The following is a 15978-nucleotide window of genomic DNA, read 5'->3' as shown; positions in this document are numbered from 1 at the left end:
AAGAATGTCGAACAGCATCCCCGAAGACCGCATTCCCGTCATCGTCGGCGTCGGCGAAATTGTCGATCGTCCGAAGGACATCGCCGCCGGCCTCGAGCCGCTCACGCTGCTTGAGGAGGCGCTGAAGCGCGCCGAGGCGGACAGCGGCGCCAGGCTGCTGTCCGACGTGCAGTCGCTCGACGTCGTCAACTTCCTGAGCTGGCGCTACCGCGATCCCGAGAAGCAGCTCGCCGCACGGCTCGGCATTCAGCCTTCGCATCTCTATTACGGCCCGGTCGGCGGCGAGAGTCCGATCCGCTATCTGCACGAGGCTGCGCAACGCATTGCGCGCGGCGAATGCAGCGTCGCCGCGGTCTGTGGCGCGGAGGCGCAGTCGACGGCGACCAAGGCGCAGCGTGCCGGCGTGGAGCTGCCGTGGACGCCGTTCGCGCACGACGTGGAGGAGCCGAAGCGCGGCGCCGCGTTCCAGAAGCCGATGGCCGTGAGCCTCGGCGTGTTCAGGCCGATCACGGTCTATCCGCTCTATGAATCCGCAACATCGGCGCATTGGGGCCAGACGCCGCGCGACGCGCTGAAGGAATCGGGCGAGCTATGGTCGACCTATGCGCGCGTCGCGGCCGACAATCCGAACTCGTGGCTGAAGAAGACGTTCACCGGCGACGAGATCACCACGGCCACGCCCGACAACCGGATGATCGCCTGGCCGTATACAAAGCTGATGGTGGCGAACCCGACGGTGAACATGGGCGGCGCGCTGATCCTGACCAGCCTCGCGAAGGCGTGCGCAGCCCGCGTGCCGGAGGACAAGCTGATCTATCCGCTCGGCGGCGCCTCGGCGGAAGAGCCGCGCGACTATCTGATCCGCGATCAGTTCGTCGAAAGCCACGCGCAGACCGCGGTGCTGAAGGCGGTGATGGATCTCGTCGGCGGCGACGGCAAGAAGTTCGACGCGATCGAGCTCTATAGCTGCTTCCCCTGCGTGCCCAAGATGGCGCGCCGGACGCTCGGCCTCGGTGCCGACGTGCAGCCGACCGTGACGGGTGGTCTGACGTTCTTCGGCGCGCCGCTCAACACCTACATGACGCACTCGGCCTGCGCGATGGTGCGCAAGCTCCGAAGCGGCGGCACGCTCGGCCTGCTCTATGGCCAGGGCGGCTTCGTCACCAAGCATCATGGCCTCGTGCTGTCGCGCGCGGCGCCGAACGTCGCGCTCAAGCAGGACACGTCCGTGCAGACGGAGGCCGACCGCAACAGGCGCAACGTGCCCGACTTCACCGCCCAGGCTGCGGGAAAGGGCAAGATCGAGGCCTTCACCGTGATCTATCGCGCCAATGGCGAATTCGAGCATGGCGTCACCATGCTGCGCACCGAGGACGGCCGGCGCACGCTCGGCCGCATCCCGGCGAGCGACACGGCGACGCTGGCCTATCTGCAGGACATGGACCGCACGCCGGTCGGTACCACCGGCGACATCGTCACCGCCGGCGATGGCATGCTGGAATGGCGGGTGGGCTGACAATTCCTACCACGCCGCAAAATCCGCCGTCATCCTGAGGTGCGAGCGGAGCGAGCCTCGAAGGATGGGCTGCGAACACCGTCGTGATCCCATCCTTCGAGGCGCGCAAGGGCGCGCACCTCAGGATGACGGCAGAGCAAGCGGCTTGAGGTGAGAGGCAGGAACGAGCTTACCTGTCCTCCCCTACCCCTTCACGTCCTGCTTTTCGGATGCCGTGGTCGGCTTGCCCTTGGCGCCGGCACCGGTGACGCGGACATGGTCGCCGTCGGCGAGGCCGTCCGGCGGGGCGGTGATGATGCGATCGTCGGGCGCGAGGCCGGTGGCGATCTCGATCTCCTTGCCGAGGTCGCGGCCGATCTTCACGGTCTTGAACAGCACCTTGTCGTCAGGACCGACGATTGCGACCCGCAGGCCACTGCTGTTGAAGATCAGCGCGCTGGCGGGAATGCTGAGCGGCGTGGATTCGCGCTGCAGATTGAGCTTCACGCTGGCATAGCTGCCCGGCATCAATTCGCCGGAGGAGTTGTCGAGCCCGAGTTGCATCCGCGTCGTGCCGGAGGCGACATCGACCGCCTGCGAGGAGGCTTCCACCGTCGCCTGGAAGGTGCGGTTCGGGTAATCCGGCAGCGCCAGCGTCGCCTTGGCGCCGATCTTGATCGCCGGGACGTAGTTCTGCGGCACGTTGACATAGACGCGCAGCTTGGTGATGTCCGAGATCGTGAACATCGCCGGGCCCGAGTTGCCGCCGGCGTTGATCAGCGCGCCGACGTCGGTGTCGCGCGAGGTCACCACGCCGTCGAACGGCGCCGTGATCTTCTTGTATCCGGCGAGCGCTTCCAGCCGCTCGACATTGGCCTGGCCGGCCTTGACCGCACCGTTCTTGTTGGAAAGGTCGGCGGTGCGCTCGTCGATCTCCTGGGCGGAGACGAAGTTCGAGGCCACCAGCGTCTTGCGCCGGTTCAACGTGGCCTCGGAGAGCTTGGCCGAGGCCTGGGCGCTGGCGAGATCGGCGCGCGCCTGCAGCAATTGCTGGTCGAGGTCGGGCGCCTCGATCTCGGCGATCACCTGGCCGGCCTTGACGCGGGCGCCGATGTCGGCGTCCCAGTTCTTGAGATAGCCGGACACCCGGGCATAGATCGGCGCGCGGGAATAGGCCTCGAGCCGGCCCGGCAGGTCGATCGTGGGGCTCAGCGCCTTGGCATTGGGCAGCGCCACCGCGACGGTCGGAATGGCCTGGTCGTCGGTCCATTCCTTCAGCCGGGTGTCCTGTTCCTCACGGGCGCGGATCCCGGTGCCGACGATCAGGCCCGCCCCTACCAGGGCCACCACGCCGAAGATGCCCAGCTTCCGGCGTGAGACCGGGGGGCGCTTTTCAGTGGGCGGCATGCGGAATCTCCGATGAGGCGGCGGCTTTGGCGCCTTGCTTCTTGTGTACCATACTGAATACCACGGGAACAAACATCAGCGTCGCGAAGGTGGCGAAGATCAGGCCGCCGATCACGGCCCGGCCCAACGGCGCGTTCTGCTCGCCGCCCTCGCCCAGCCCCAGCGCCATCGGCGCCATGCCGATGATCATGGCAAGCGCGGTCATCAGCACCGGGCGGAACCGGACGAAGCCGGCTTCCAGGGCCGCCGCGACGGGATCGCCGAGTTCCTCATAGCGCTCGCGGGCGAAGCTGATCACGAGCACGCTGTTGGCCGTCGCCACACCCATGCACATGATGGCGCCGGTGAGCGCCGGAACCGACAGCGTGGTCTCCGTCGTGAACAGCATCCAGACAATGCCGGCGAGCGCAGCGGGCAGCGCCGTGATGATCACGAACGGGTCCGACCAGGACTGGAAGTTCACGACGATCAGGAAGTAGATCAGCACGACGGCGCCGAGCAGGCCGAACAAGAGGCCGGTGAAGGCCGAATTCATGGTCTGCACCTGGCCGAGCAGCACCACGGACGAGCCCTTCGGCACCTCCTTGGCAGTGTCGGCGATCAGCTTGCGCACGTCGGTCGCGACGCCGCCGAGATCCCGGCCTTGCGTCGTGGCGTAGATCTGCACCAGCGACTGGATGTCATATTGCGACACCACCGCACTCGAGGTCGCGCGCTTGATGTCGGCGATGCCGCCGAGGATCGGTGCCTGGGTGTTGCCGGTCGCGGTGATCGGCAGGGTCTGCAGCGCGCTCAGCGAGTCGATCTGGTATTGCGGCGTCTGCATCACGATCGAATACGACACGCCGTTATCGGGATTGAGATAATAGGTCGGCGCCACCTGCGAGGAGCCGGCGAGGTTGACCACCAGCGAGTTGGTGACGTCGCGCTCGGTCAGGCCGACATATTGTGCGCGGGTGCGGTCGACATCGATGTTGAAGGTCGGGTTGTTCGGCGACTGCTGGATCCGCGCATCGGCGATGCCGGGGATGCGCTTGATCCCGGCCAGCAGCTTGTTGGCATAGGCGAAGTTGGCCTCGAGATTGGCGCCGCGGATCTGCAGGTCGATCGGCGCCGGCGCGCCGAAGTTCAGGATCTGGCTGACGATGTCGGCCGGCAGGAACGCGAAGCTGGTGCCCGGGAACAGCCGCGGCAATTGCTCACGCAGTGCGCGGACATGCTGTTCGGTCGGCTTGTGGCCTTCCTTGAGGCGTATCTGGATGTCGCCGTCCTGCGGACCGATCACGCCGGTGTTGTTGTAGGTCATGTTGATGCCGGAGATCGGCATGCCGATGTTGTCGGTCATGGTCTCGATCTCGCCGGGCACCAGCTTGCGGATCGCCTTCTGGATGTCGGCGAGCTGGTTGGCGGTCTCCTCGACGCGGGTGCCGACCTGGGTGCGGACATGCATCAGGATGTTGCCGGCGTCGACCGACGGGAAGAAGTTGCGCCCGAGGAACGGCACCAAGAGGAACGACGCGGCGACGACTGCGAGAAAGCAGCTCACGAACACCGTGCGATGACCGAGCGCCATCGCGAGCAGGCCACGATAGCCGCTGCGGATGCGCTCGAACCGCGCCTCGAAGCCGCGCTGGAACCAGACCAAAGGATTGCGCGACTTCGGCGGCGCGCCCTCATGATGCACATGCGCCTGCAGCAGATAGTTCGCCATGGTCGGCACCAGGGTGCGCGACAGGATGAACGACCAGATCATCGCGAACATCACCGCTTCGGCCATCGGCACGAACAGGAAGCGCGCCACGCCGGTGAGGAAGAACATCGGCACGAACACGATGCAGATACAGAGCAAGGAGACGAAGGCCGGCGTCACGATCTGGTTGGCGCCATCGAGGATCGACTGCTCGACCGGCTTGCCCTGCTCGAGGTGATAATTGATGTTCTCGATCGTCACCGTGGCGTCGTCGACCAGGATGCCGACCGCGAGCGCGAGGCCGCCGAGCGTCATGATGTTCAGCGTCTCGCCGATCAGGGACAGCATGATGATGGCGCCGAGCACTGACAGCGGGATCGACACCGCGATGATGACGGTCGAGCGCCAGCTGCCGAGGAACAAGAGGATCATGATGCTGGTGAGCAGCGCGGCGATCACGCCCTCGAAGGCGACGCCGGTGATCGCGCCGCGGACGAACACCGACTGGTCGCCGATGAAGCCGATCTTCAGCGCGTCCGGCATCTGGTCCTTGACCTCGATCACCTTCTGCTTGATGCCGGAGATGATATCGAGCGTCGAGGTGGCGCCGGCCTTCAGCACCATCATCAAGACCGAGCGGTTGCCGTCGACATGGACGATGTTGGTTTGCGGCGGATTGCCGTCGCGGACCGAGGCGACGTCACGCACATAGACCATCGCGCCGTTGACCTGCTTGATCGGCAGGTCGCCGAGCTCCTCGAGCCGCAGCGGCGAGTTGTTGAGGTTGATGGTGTATTCGAAATTGCCGATCTTCTGCGTGCCGACCGGCGTGATCAGGTTCTGCGCGGCGAGCGCATTGGCGACGTCCTGACCCGACAGGCCGCGCGCCTGCAGCGCGGTCGAATTGAGATCGATCTGGACCTGGCGCTGCTTGCCGCCGAACGGATACGGGATCGCCGCACCAGGCACCGTGACCAGCGGCGTGCGCAGCTGGTTGATGCCGATATCGGCGAGGTTCTGCTCGGTCAGTCCCTCGCCCGACAGCGCGACCTGGATGATCGGAACCGTCGAGGCGCTGTAGTTCAGGATCAGCGGCGGCGTCGCGCCCGGCGGCATCTGCTTGAGCAGGGTTTGCGAGATCGCGGTGACCTGCGCATTGGCGGTGCGGATGTCGACGTTGGGCTGGAAGAAGATCTTGATGATGCCGACGCCGTTATAGGAATTGGCGACGATGTGCTCGATGTCGTTGACGGTCGTGGTCAGCGCGCGCTGGAACGGCGTGGTGATGCGGCCGGACATCTGGTCCGGCGGCAGGCCGGTGTACTGCCAGACCACGCCGATCACGGGGATGCGGATGTCCGGGAAGATGTCGGTCGGCGTGCGCAACGCCGCCAGCGGTCCGATAATCAACAGCAGGATCGCGAGCACGACGAAAGTATATGGCCGGCTCAGCGCGATACGGACCAGTGCGATCATAAAACTAGCGTTCCCGAAATGAAGCCCGCCCAGGCAGAGGAATCGACATTGCAAAAGCCGTTCCGTAGCGGCCGATTTACCCGATGCCGGGCAAAACGCCAACCCGCGGAGCCGCGGCGGCTTTCACTTCCTCGGCATAGTGCGTGAGGCTGCGCGCTCCGAGCGACCATGCCGGGCGCAGTGCCGCCGATCGCGTGCGGATCATCGTCAAAAAGAGACGGCTCTGCTGCGAATGCGAGCCGGCCGAGGATGCTATTTCGGCCGACGCGAGGTTAACGCATCGCTGCTCTGCGAAAATGTAAAACGTGATGGGCCGGGTCAGCCCACCACGTCGGCATCGGTTAGGCGAAGGATGGCGGCCGCCCGAGCGGCGCCGCCGGATCAGGCGGCGCGGACGGCGTCGAGGAACTTGCTGACCTCGAGCTTGAGGCGGCTGCTGTCGCCCGAGAGCGATTGGGCCGCCGACAGCACCTGGCTCGACGCCGAGCCGGTCTCGTTGGCGCCATGCTGGACGTCGGTGATGTTGGCCGAGACCTGCTGGGTGCCCTGCGCCGCCTGCTGCACGTTGCGGGAGATTTCCTGCGTCGCCGCGCCCTGCTCTTCGACCGCGGCCGCAATGGTGGACGAGATTTCCGACAGCCGTTCGATGGTCGAGGAGATTTCCTTGATCGCGCCGACCGACTCCTGGGTCGCGGTCTGGATGCCGGCGATCTGCTGGCCGATCTCGCCGGTCGCCTTGGCGGTCTGCTCGGCCAGCGCCTTCACCTCGGACGCCACCACGGCGAAGCCGCGGCCGGCGTCGCCGGCGCGTGCCGCCTCGATGGTGGCGTTCAGCGCCAGCAAATTGGTTTGGCCGGCAATGGTGTTGATCAGCTCGACGACGTCGCCGATCCGCGCGGCGGCCTTCGACAGCTCGCTGACGCGATCGTTGGTGGTGCGCGCCTGGCCGACGGCATCGCCGGCCATCCGTGCCGACTCCTGCACCTGGCGGCTGATCTCGGTCACCGACGACGACAGCTCCTCGGTCGCCGACGCCACCGACTGGACATTGGTCGAGGCCTCCTCGGACGCCGCGGCAACCGAGGTGGTCAGCTCCTGCGAACGCCGGGCGGTCGACGACAGCGTGCCGGCGGAGGCTTCGAGCTGGGTCGAGGCCGACGACACGGTCTGCACGATCTCGCCGATCATCTGTTCGAAATTGCGGGTGATGGTGTCGACCCGGCGGCCGCGCTCGATCTTGGCTTCGGCGTCGGCAGCCGCGGCTTCATCGGCCGCCTTCTTGGCGACCAGGGCTTCCTTGAACACCTGCAGCGTATCGGCCATCGCGCCGATCTCGGTCTTCTCGCCCTGATGCGGGACGTTTGCGGTCAGGTCGCCGCGGCCCAGCGCCTGCATCGGGCTCACGATCGAGGCGATGCCGGCCGAGACGTCGCGGATCATCAGGAAGCTGACGCCGACGCCGACGATGATGGCGGCGCCAAGGATCATCGCAAGCAGCATGACGGCCGACGCGTAGCTGTTTGCCGCCTCCTGCGCCGCCTTGTCGGCGCCGGCATTGTTGAGCTCGATGTCCTTGCGCAGGATCTCGTCGGCCTCGAGGCCGATCTTGTTGACGGTCTTGGCGTTCAGCTCATGCGCATCGTGCGGGGCCTTGCCGACATCCCTGCGCGACAGCGCCATCACCTCCTCGGTGCCCTTCTTGTAACGGGTCCAGGCATCGACCCATTGATCGTAGAGCGCGCGCTCCGCGGGGGTCGCGATAAGCGGCTCGTAGATCGCGCGGACCTTGAGGTTGGCGTCGACCACCGAGGTCAGGGTCTTCTCCTGCGCGAGCTTGTCCTCCAGCGTCTCGGACAGCATGTGTTCGCGGATCACGTTGCGATAGGTGATGACGCCGGCGCGCAGATCGCCGAGCGCACGCACGCTCGGCAGCCAGCTCGTCGTGATGTCGACAGTGTTGGCGTTGATCGACCGTAAATTCACGACCGCGAGCAGGCCCATGCCCGTCATCGCGACAAGCAGGAACGCAACCACGGCAATAATCTTGGCGCGGATCGAGAATTTGGCGAACATCGTGGGGGTCTCTTGATATCGGGCTCGCGAAGCCCGATCGAATGGCTGGGGGCGTGGCGGGACGCCGCAGACATCAAAGCCAGCCCCCCTCCTTAAGTAGGGTTAATTTGGTTCCCCGTTGAACTACGGAGGCGCTCTTCGACACCGTGGCATGATGCGCGCCAGCCGCATCAAGGCATCAACACGAGCGCATCCGAGAAAAAACTCCGGCCCGCCGAAATTGCCTGATTTCAGGGCAAGCACCATCTCGCCTCTCCCGGCGCCGACCGCTCGCAGAACCGGCACGCCGGCGGCGATTTCCGAACCGACCAGGAATCCAGGAATGCGCAGGCGATCGACCACGGCGCCCGAAGTTTCACCACCGGCGACCACCAGCCTGTGCACGCCCGACTGCACCAGACCATCCGCGATGTCGGCCATCGCCTGCTCGATGGCATGCCCGGCTGCATCGCGACCATGACGGGATTGCACAGCTGCCACCTGATCCGGGGTCGAGCTGCTCGCAATCAGGATTGGCCCCGCCCCGAGCCGGTCTCTGGCCCAGGCGAGCGCACGCTGCGTTTCGTCCTTGCCGGCGACCACCTGCTCGGGATCGAGGTGCAGGACCGGCATCACTTTCTCGGCGTTTGCGATCTGGCGCAGGGTCGCCTGCGAGCAACTGCCGGCAAGGCACGCCGCCGGGCCGCCGACCGGCGTCGCCAGCATCGCATCCGCGCTGTCCGGTTTGGCCTTGCTCGCGGCGACCAGCGCCCGCGCCAGGCCAAGCCCGATCCCGGAAGCGCCGACTGAAAGACGGTGATCCAGCGCGACCTGCCCGATGGTCTCGAGGTCGCGGTCGAACACCGCATCGACGATGGTGGCGCCGATGCCGCTTTGCGTGAGCTCGGCGAGCTTTGCCCGGACGGCGTCCGCGCCACGGCTCAGCGTCGCCAGATCGACCAGGCCGACCTTGGTCGTGCTTTGCCGCGCCAGCACGCGAACCAGATTGGAATCATGCATCGGGTTGAGCGGGTGGTCCTTCAGCGGACTCTCGTTCAGCGGCACCGAGCCGACGAACAGATTGCCCTGGTAGACGGTGCGGCCGGTCTCCGGGAATGCCGGAGTCACCAGCACGATGGCATCCCTGGAATCGGCGCGCAGCGCGTCCATCACGGGGCCGATGTTGCCGGCATCGGTTGAATCGAAGGTCGAGCAGATCTTGAACAGGATATGTTTGGCACCGCGGCCGCGCAGCCAGGCCTCCGCTGCGCGCGAACGCGTCACGGCGAGGCCGGCCTCGATCGAACGGCTCTTCAGCGACACCACGACGGCGTCGACCTCGGGCAGCGCGAGATCGTCCGCAGGCACGCCGATGGTCTGCACCGTGCGCAGGCCGGCGCGGGTCAGCGTGTTGGCGAGGTCGGAGGCGCCGGTATAGTCGTCGGCGATGCAACCGAGAGACAGTTTTCCGGCTCGCGTCACGGCTTCACTCCGGCATAGGGCTTGAACCAGGCGAGACCGTCGGTGGTCTTGCCGCGCGGATTGTACTCGCAGCCGACGAAGCCGCCGTAGCCGAGCCGGTCGAGCTCGCCGAACAGGAACGGATAGTTCAGCTCCTCGCCGTCGGGCTCGTTGCGCGAGGGGATCGACGCGATCTGGACGTGGCCGATGATCGGCATCATTTCACGCAGCCGCATGGTGACGTCGCCATGGATGATCTGGCAGTGGTAGATGTCGAACTGCAGCTTCAGGTTCGCGATACCAAGCTCGTTGATCAGATCGCGCGCGAAGATGAAGTCGTTGAGGAAGTAGCCGGGCACGTTGCGCGGATTGATCGGCTCGATCACGACGTCGAGGCCGTGCGGCGCGAAGAACTCTGCGGCATGGGCGACCGATTTGCGAAACGCGGCGACCGCCCTGGCATCGCTGCGGTCGGCTATTCCCGCCATCAGATGCACCCGCTTGACGCCGGTCGCCTGCACATAGGGCAGCGCGGTCTTCAGGCTTTGCTGGAGGTCGGCGAAACGGTCCGGCAGCGCGGCAAACCCCTTCTCGCCGGCGTTCCAGTCGCCCGGCGGCAGGTTGAACAGCGCCTGCGTCAGCCCATTGCCATTCAGCCGCTTGCCGACCTCCTCGGCCGGATGGTCGTAAGGAAACAGGAACTCGACCGCGGTGAAGCCCGCCTTCGCGGCCGCCTCGAAGCGGTCGAGGAACGGGACCTCGTTGAACATCATGGTGAGGTTGGCGGCAAAACGGGGCATTGCAGGATCCTCTTATTTCTCGCCTGGAAGCTTGGTGCCGGTAACCTGCGCATACATCCGCGCCACCGACGCATCGTCGTCGCGGCCCATGCCGGCGGCCGCGGTCATCAGGAACATCTGCAAGGCCGCGGCCGAGACCGGCACCGGGAAGCGTGCATTGCGCGCCATGTCCTGGATGATGCCGAGGTCCTTCACAAAAATTTCGACGGCGCTGCGCGGCGCATAGTCGCCGTCGAGCACATGCGGCATGCGGTTCTCGAACATCCAGGAATTGCCGGCGGAGGCGGTGATCACCTCATAGACCTTGCGGATGTCGAGCCCCTGCTTGGCGGCGAAGGCGATCGCCTCGGAGGCGGCCGCGATATGCACGCCGGCCAGCAGCTGGTTGATCATCTTGAACGCGGCGCCCTGCCCCGCGGCATCGCCGAGCTCGTAGAGCTTTGCCGCCATCGCATCCAGCGCCGGCCGCGCCTTCGCAAATGCCGCGGCGCTGCCGGAGGCGAGAATCGTCAATTCGCCCTGCGCCGCGCGCTGCGCGCCGCCGGAGATCGGGGCATCGAGATAGTGCCGGCCGGTCGCCTCGAGCTGCTTTGCGAGGCGCCGCGCGATATCAGGGTCCATGGTCGCCGAGGAGATGAAGACCGCGTCCTTGGCCAAGGTCTCGGCGACGCCGTCCTTGCCGAACAGGATCCCTTCAGTCTGCGCCGCGTTGACGACGACGCTGACGACAATGTCGGCATCCCGGGCCGCCTCGGCCGGCGACTTGGCGCCCTTGCCGCCGTCGGCGACGAAGCGCGCCACCGCATCGGCCGTGACGTCGCAGCCGGTCACCTCGAAACCGGCCCGCCTGAGTGAGGTCGCCATGCCGTATCCCATCGAGCCCAGCCCGATGACGGCGACACGTGATGTTGCGGAACTGGACATTTGGCGATCCCTGAACATTTTTAGTTGTTTGAGCATGACCTTTTCGGAAAACCGGCTGCCACTTTGCGCCAGCGCGGCCTTCCGGGCCCGGTTCATGCTCGTTGCTGCTTGCCTATCACGGCTTGGCCGCGCTGCCAAAGCATGAGACAAAGCGGAAAACGGATAGCGCCAAAGATGGCGCGACGAGCGAAACCGGATGAGCGAAACAAAGCTTCGTGAGGACATCTGCCGCTTCGGCCGCTCGCTGTTCGAGCGCGGCCTGACGCCGGGCTCCTCGGGCAATATCAGCGTCCGGCTCGCGGACGGCGGCTGGCTGGTGACGCCGACCAACGCCTCGCTCGGCTTCCTCGATCCGGCGAAAATGTCGCGGCTCGACGGCAACGGCCGGCTCGTCTCCGGCGACGCCCCGACCAAGGAAGTGCCGCTGCACACCGCGCTCTACCAGACGCGCGCCTCCGCCGGCGCCGTGGTGCACCTGCACTCGACCCATTCGGTCGCGCTCTCGATGCTGCCCGAGATCGACCCGCGCGCCGCGCTGCCGGCGATGACCGCCTATTACGTCATGAAGTGCGGCCAGACCGCGCTGGTGCCCTATTATCGCCCCGGCGATCCGGCCGTTGCCGACGCGATCCGGGGACTGGCCGGGAAATATTCATCGGTGCTGCTCGCCAATCATGGGCCCGTCGTGTCGGGCGATACGCTGGAAACGGCGGTGTTCGCGACCGAGGAGCTGGAGGAAACCGCAAAGCTCTATCTGCTGCTGCGCGGCCTGAACCCGCGCTATTTGTCGCCCGACCAGGTGGCGGATTTGACCAGGACGTTCGGGCTCGTGCTGCCGGATCACCCTCACTAGATCAAGCGGAGGATCGATATGCGGAAGACAGTCATGATGAGGTTCACAGGCTTGGCGTTAGCGATTCCGTTCGCCGTCGGCCTTGCGGCGTCGGACGGACGGACCGAAGAGACCTTGCAAGGCATGCTGGCAACCCAGCTGCGCGCGCAAGGCTATGCCTGCGACAAGCCGCTCAAGGCCGAGCGGGACGACAAGCTCTCGAAGCCCGACAACGAGGCCTGGACGCTGACCTGCAGCAACGCGACCTATCGCGTCAGCCGCGTGCCGGACCTCGCCGCCAAGGTCGAGAAGATCGACGAGAGCAAGTAGGCTGCGTGGGCTGGATCAGTAGCCCGCATGAGCGCAGCGATATGCGGGACGCCCCGGATGTCGCTGCGCTCATCCGGGCTACGGGCTGGATTGCGCGCACCGCATGCACTGGCGTCATCCCCGCGCAAAGGCAAAGCCTTTGTCGCTGGAGCTACGAGCGTGGAGATTCCGTCGCTACAGCCCCAGATACGCCTTGCGCACGTCGGGATTGCCGCTGATCTCGGCGGCGGTGCCCTGCATCAGCACGCGGCCGGTCTGCAGGATGTAGGCGCGGTCGGCGATCTCGAGGCACTCGGCCATGCGCTGCTCGACGATCAGGACCGTCATGCCGGCGTCGCGGATGCGCTTCACGGCCTGGAATATCTCGTCGACCAGTTTCGGCATGATGCCCTGCGACGGTTCGTCGAGCATCAGAAGCCGCGGCCGCGTCATCAGCGCGCGGCCGATCGCAAGCATCTGCTGCTCGCCGCCGGACAGCGTCTCGGCGCGCTGGTCGAGCCGTTCGCCAAGCCGCGGGAACAGCTTGAACACCAGATCGAGCGGCGCGTCGCGGTCAGACTGACTGCGGTAGAGATAGCTGCCGAGGCGCAAATTGTCGCGCACCGAGAGCCGCGGAAACAGCCGGCGGTTCTCCGGCACGTAAGCAATGCCGCTTGACGTGATGACGTGCTGCGGCTGGCCGTCGATGCGCTTGCCGTCGAAGGTGACGGTGCCTGCGCGCGGCCGCTCGGCGCCGGCGATCGATTTCAGCAGCGTCGACTTGCCCGCGCCGTTGGCGCCGGCGACGCAGACGATCTCGCCCTTGGTGACGTCGATCGACACCGAGGAGATCGCGACCAGGCCCTGATAGGCGGTGGTGACTTCACGCACCGACAGCATGACGATCCCCGAGATAGGCAGAAATGACTTCCGGATTGCGGACGACCTCAGTCGGCTTGCCCTCGACCAGCACCTTGCCGAGATTCAGCACGATGGCGCGATCGACCAGCGGCATCACGATCTCCATCACATGCTCGACCATCAGCACGGTGATGCCGGCGGCGCGGACCTTGCGCACCAGCTCGACGCCGGTCTGCGCCTCGACCGGCGTCAGCCCGGTGAGGACTTCGTCGAGCAGCAGCAGCTTCGGCTCGGTGGCGAGCGCGCGGGCCACCTCGAGCCGGCGCTTCTCCGACGGCACGAGGTCGGCGGCGAGCTTGTCGGCGCGCGCGGCAAGGCCGCAGAACTCCAGCACCTCGTAGGCCTTCTGCCGCGCGATGCGCATCTTGGTGTTGCGGATCAGCGCGCCGACGATGACGTTGTCGATCACGGTCATGGTCTCAAAACTCTTGACGACCTGGAAGGTACGCCCGACGCCGCGCTGGCAGCGTTCCGCCGCCGGCAGCTTGGTCACGTCCTCGCCGTCGAAGATGATCGAGCCTTGGGTGGGCGGCAGCACGCCCGCGATCAGGTTGAACAGCGTCGACTTGCCGGCGCCGTTGGGGCCGATCAGGCCGACGATCTCGCCGCGCCCGACCGAGATCGAGACATCGCTGTTGGCGACGAGGCCGCCGAAGCGCTGCCATACTCCGCGCGTTTCCAGCAGCGCCGTCATCGTGCAGCTCCCTTGCGCAGGGAGAACACGCTGACCAGGCCGCGCGGCAGCGCCAGCGAGATCACGACGATCAGCGTGCCGTAGACGATGAGGTCGACGCCGCGCCCGGAGCCGCCGATGAACGAGCGCGTCAGCTCGGTGAGCGGGATCAGGATGACCGCGCCCAGCACCGGGCCCCACAAGGTGCCGATGCCGCCAAGCACCGCAGGCAGCGCCATCAGCAGCGAGAACTGGAAGCCCATCACGCTCTCAGGATCGATGTAGGAGACGAACTGGGCGTAGAAGCTGCCGCCGACCGCAACGAGGAAGGCCGAGACCGCCGCCGCGCCCATCTTGGAATTGAACACGACCACGCCGAGGCTTTCGGCCGCATCGGGATTGTCCTTCACCGCGCGCCACCAATAGCCCCATTTGGAATCCTCCAGCCACCAGGTGACGAACCAGGCGATGCAGGCCAGCGCCAGCGCGAAATAGAAGTAAGGCAGCTTCGAGCGGGTGAACTGGAATTTCAGCCAGCTGTCGCCGCGCACCGGGATGTCGATGCCGAGCGCGGCGCCGGCCCAATCCCAGTTCTGGATCAGCAGCAGCGCGATCTCGGCGATCACGATGGTCGCGATCACGAAGTAATGCCCGCGGAGGCGGAAGCAGGGATAGCCGAGCGCCATCGCGATCAATGCGGAGATCGCCCCGCCCGCCAGCATGCCGAACCACGGCAGCACGCCGAACTTGGTGAACAGCAGCGCGGTGGTATAGGCGCCGAGCCCGAAATACAGCGCATGGCCGAGCGATATCTGCCCGCAATAGCCGGACAGGATGTTCCAGCTCTGCGACAGCGCCGCATACATCAGCGTCAGCACCATGATGTTCTGGACGTAGACGTCCTTGACGAACAGCGGCACCAGCGCGGCGATCACCGCGAGGCAGGCCGCCACGATCAGGTCACGCCTGCGGCGTTGGGCGAACTGGGTGTCCATCACATCGATCCGAACAGGCCACGCGGGCGGATGAAGACGACCAGCAGGTAAACGGCATAGATGCCGACCGATTTCAGCGACGGCGGCAGGATCAGCGCGGTGGTTGCTTCCACCAGGCCGACGATGATGCCGCCGGCAAAGGCGCCGAACACGCTGCCGAAGCCGCCGAGCGCCACGGTGACGTAGGCGATCAGGGCGAACGACGCGCCGACATCGGGATAGACGTAGAAGAAGATCGCCATGATGGCGCCGGCGAGGCCGACCAGCGCCGCACCGAGGCCCCAGCCGAGCGCGAACACCCGGTTCTTGTCGATGCCGACCAGCGCCACCGCGCCGGCGTCTTCGCGCGTCGCCTCGAGCGCGCGGCCGAAATCGGTGCGATTGATGAAGAAGTAGAGCGCGACGAAGGCCGCGATCGACAGCATCGCGCCGATCAGCTGCGGCTCCGGCAGATAGATGCCGGCGATCGACACGGTCTTGCCGCCGACCCAGGAGTTGGTGACGCTGCGGTAGTCGGGCGTGAAGAAGAACTGGGCGAGGCCCCGCATCACGATCGCGAGGCCGAAGGTCGAGAAGATCTGCACCATGCCGGCATTGGCCTTGGCGCGCATCGCGAAGCGGACGATCAACAGATAGACCACCGCACCGAACACGAACAGTGCCGCGGCGACCAGCGGCGCCGAGAGCAAGGGATCGATCGCGAAGAACGCGAACAGGAAGAAGGTCGCGTACATCGCGATCATCAGGAACTCGCCGTGCGCGAAATTCACGACGTCCATCAATCCGAAGATCAATGCGAGGCCTGCGGCGATCAGTCCGTAGAGCAGCCCCATCAACAGGCCGCTCGCCAAACTCTGGATAATGGTCTCGGCTGTCACGGTCGACGCTCCATGTTCCGACCATTGTCTTTAGCCCCCGTCATTGCGAGGAGCGAAGCGACGAA

General features: G+C 65.9%; 13 protein-coding genes. 3 read left to right on the top strand and 10 right to left on the bottom strand.

Annotation, left to right across the window (positions count from 1 at the left end):
• The first annotated feature begins 4 nt into the window (after positions 1–4).
• A complete protein-coding gene (locus tag ACVMB1_RS05345) occupies positions 5–1516 on the top strand; it encodes an acetyl-CoA acetyltransferase (protein WP_141339432.1) in 1512 nt (503 codons plus the stop codon).
• Between the two features lie 183 nt (positions 1517–1699).
• Here the strand turns inward: ACVMB1_RS05345 and ACVMB1_RS05340 are convergent, their stop codons facing one another.
• The 6 genes from ACVMB1_RS05340 to ltnD form a co-directional block, all read right to left on the bottom strand.
• Complete coding sequence (locus tag ACVMB1_RS05340; protein WP_141339429.1) at positions 1700–2902, bottom strand: efflux RND transporter periplasmic adaptor subunit; 1203 nt, start codon at positions 2900–2902, stop codon at positions 1700–1702.
• Entirely contained in the window at positions 2889–6068 is a 3180-nt protein-coding gene (locus ACVMB1_RS05335) for an efflux RND transporter permease subunit (RefSeq protein ID WP_168857530.1), read from the bottom strand. The genes ACVMB1_RS05340 and ACVMB1_RS05335 overlap by 14 nt, the downstream gene beginning before the upstream one ends.
• A gap of 381 nt (positions 6069–6449) precedes the next feature.
• Positions 6450–8141, bottom strand: coding sequence for a methyl-accepting chemotaxis protein (locus ACVMB1_RS05330; protein ID WP_057017651.1), 1692 nt, complete (start codon positions 8139–8141; stop codon positions 6450–6452).
• Positions 8142–8264: 123 nt separating this feature from the next.
• Positions 8265–9602, bottom strand: coding sequence for a 3-oxo-tetronate kinase (gene otnK, locus ACVMB1_RS05325; RefSeq protein ID WP_456848318.1), 1338 nt, complete (start codon positions 9600–9602; stop codon positions 8265–8267).
• Entirely contained in the window at positions 9599–10381 is a 783-nt protein-coding gene (gene otnI, locus ACVMB1_RS05320) for a 2-oxo-tetronate isomerase (RefSeq protein WP_057017649.1), read from the bottom strand. The genes otnK and otnI overlap by 4 nt, the downstream gene beginning before the upstream one ends.
• A 12-nt stretch (positions 10382–10393) precedes the next feature.
• Positions 10394–11401 carry an L-threonate dehydrogenase gene (ltnD, locus tag ACVMB1_RS05315; protein WP_256520680.1) on the bottom strand — a complete coding sequence of 336 codons (1008 nt, stop codon included), beginning with the start codon at positions 11399–11401 and terminating at the stop codon, positions 10394–10396.
• Positions 11402–11501: 100 nt separating this feature from the next.
• Here ltnD and otnC point away from each other — a divergent pair, with 100 nt between their 5' ends.
• Both otnC and ACVMB1_RS05305 read left to right on the top strand, forming a co-directional pair.
• Positions 11502–12158, top strand: coding sequence for a 3-oxo-tetronate 4-phosphate decarboxylase (gene otnC, locus ACVMB1_RS05310; protein WP_057017647.1), 657 nt, complete (start codon positions 11502–11504; stop codon positions 12156–12158).
• Positions 12159–12191: 33 nt separating this feature from the next.
• Entirely contained in the window at positions 12192–12467 is a 276-nt protein-coding gene (locus ACVMB1_RS05305; RefSeq protein WP_057017646.1) for a hypothetical protein, read from the top strand.
• Between the two features lie 174 nt (positions 12468–12641).
• On the opposite strand, the gene ACVMB1_RS05300 is transcribed toward ACVMB1_RS05305, so the two are convergent.
• Genes ACVMB1_RS05300 through ACVMB1_RS05285 form a run of 4 tightly spaced genes read right to left on the bottom strand, consistent with a single transcriptional unit; the run spans position 12642 to position 15913 of the window.
• Positions 12642–13346 carry an ABC transporter ATP-binding protein gene (locus tag ACVMB1_RS05300; RefSeq protein ID WP_018270525.1) on the bottom strand — a complete coding sequence of 235 codons (705 nt, stop codon included), beginning with the start codon at positions 13344–13346 and terminating at the stop codon, positions 12642–12644.
• A complete protein-coding gene (locus ACVMB1_RS05295) occupies positions 13330–14061 on the bottom strand; it encodes an ABC transporter ATP-binding protein (RefSeq protein ID WP_016842862.1) in 732 nt (243 codons plus the stop codon). The genes ACVMB1_RS05300 and ACVMB1_RS05295 overlap by 17 nt, the downstream gene beginning before the upstream one ends.
• Positions 14058–15035 carry a branched-chain amino acid ABC transporter permease gene (locus tag ACVMB1_RS05290; RefSeq protein ID WP_016842863.1) on the bottom strand — a complete coding sequence of 326 codons (978 nt, stop codon included), beginning with the start codon at positions 15033–15035 and terminating at the stop codon, positions 14058–14060. The genes ACVMB1_RS05295 and ACVMB1_RS05290 overlap by 4 nt, the downstream gene beginning before the upstream one ends.
• A complete protein-coding gene (locus ACVMB1_RS05285; RefSeq protein WP_026192487.1) occupies positions 15035–15913 on the bottom strand; it encodes a branched-chain amino acid ABC transporter permease in 879 nt (292 codons plus the stop codon). Before ACVMB1_RS05285 ends, ACVMB1_RS05290 begins: the two co-directional genes overlap by 1 nt.
• Positions 15914–15978 lie beyond the last annotated feature (65 nt).

It is taken from the genome of Bradyrhizobium sp. USDA 4504, assembly GCF_054063995.1.
Note: the sequence above shows the minus strand (reverse complement) of the source record. Positions and strands in the feature narration are given on the sequence as shown.

Coding starts and splice junctions, on each gene's coding strand:
- ACVMB1_RS05335 (WP_168857530.1), bottom strand. CDS start 6,068: ATGATCGCACTGGTCCGTATCGCGCTGAGCCGGCCATATACTTTCGTC.
- ACVMB1_RS05290 (WP_016842863.1), bottom strand. CDS start 15,035: ATGGACACCCAGTTCGCCCAACGCCGCAGGCGTGACCTGATCGTGGCG.
- ACVMB1_RS05295 (WP_016842862.1), bottom strand. CDS start 14,061: ATGACGGCGCTGCTGGAAACGCGCGGAGTATGGCAGCGCTTCGGCGGC.
- ACVMB1_RS05305 (WP_057017646.1), top strand. CDS start 12,192: ATGATGAGGTTCACAGGCTTGGCGTTAGCGATTCCGTTCGCCGTCGGC.
- ltnD (WP_256520680.1), bottom strand. CDS start 11,401: ATGAACCGGGCCCGGAAGGCCGCGCTGGCGCAAAGTGGCAGCCGGTTT.
- ACVMB1_RS05300 (WP_018270525.1), bottom strand. CDS start 13,346: ATGCTGTCGGTGCGTGAAGTCACCACCGCCTATCAGGGCCTGGTCGCG.
- ACVMB1_RS05345 (WP_141339432.1), top strand. CDS start 5: ATGTCGAACAGCATCCCCGAAGACCGCATTCCCGTCATCGTCGGCGTC.
- otnC (WP_057017647.1), top strand. CDS start 11,502: ATGAGCGAAACAAAGCTTCGTGAGGACATCTGCCGCTTCGGCCGCTCG.
- ACVMB1_RS05330 (WP_057017651.1), bottom strand. CDS start 8,141: ATGTTCGCCAAATTCTCGATCCGCGCCAAGATTATTGCCGTGGTTGCG.
- ACVMB1_RS05340 (WP_141339429.1), bottom strand. CDS start 2,902: ATGCCGCCCACTGAAAAGCGCCCCCCGGTCTCACGCCGGAAGCTGGGC.
- otnI (WP_057017649.1), bottom strand. CDS start 10,381: ATGCCCCGTTTTGCCGCCAACCTCACCATGATGTTCAACGAGGTCCCG.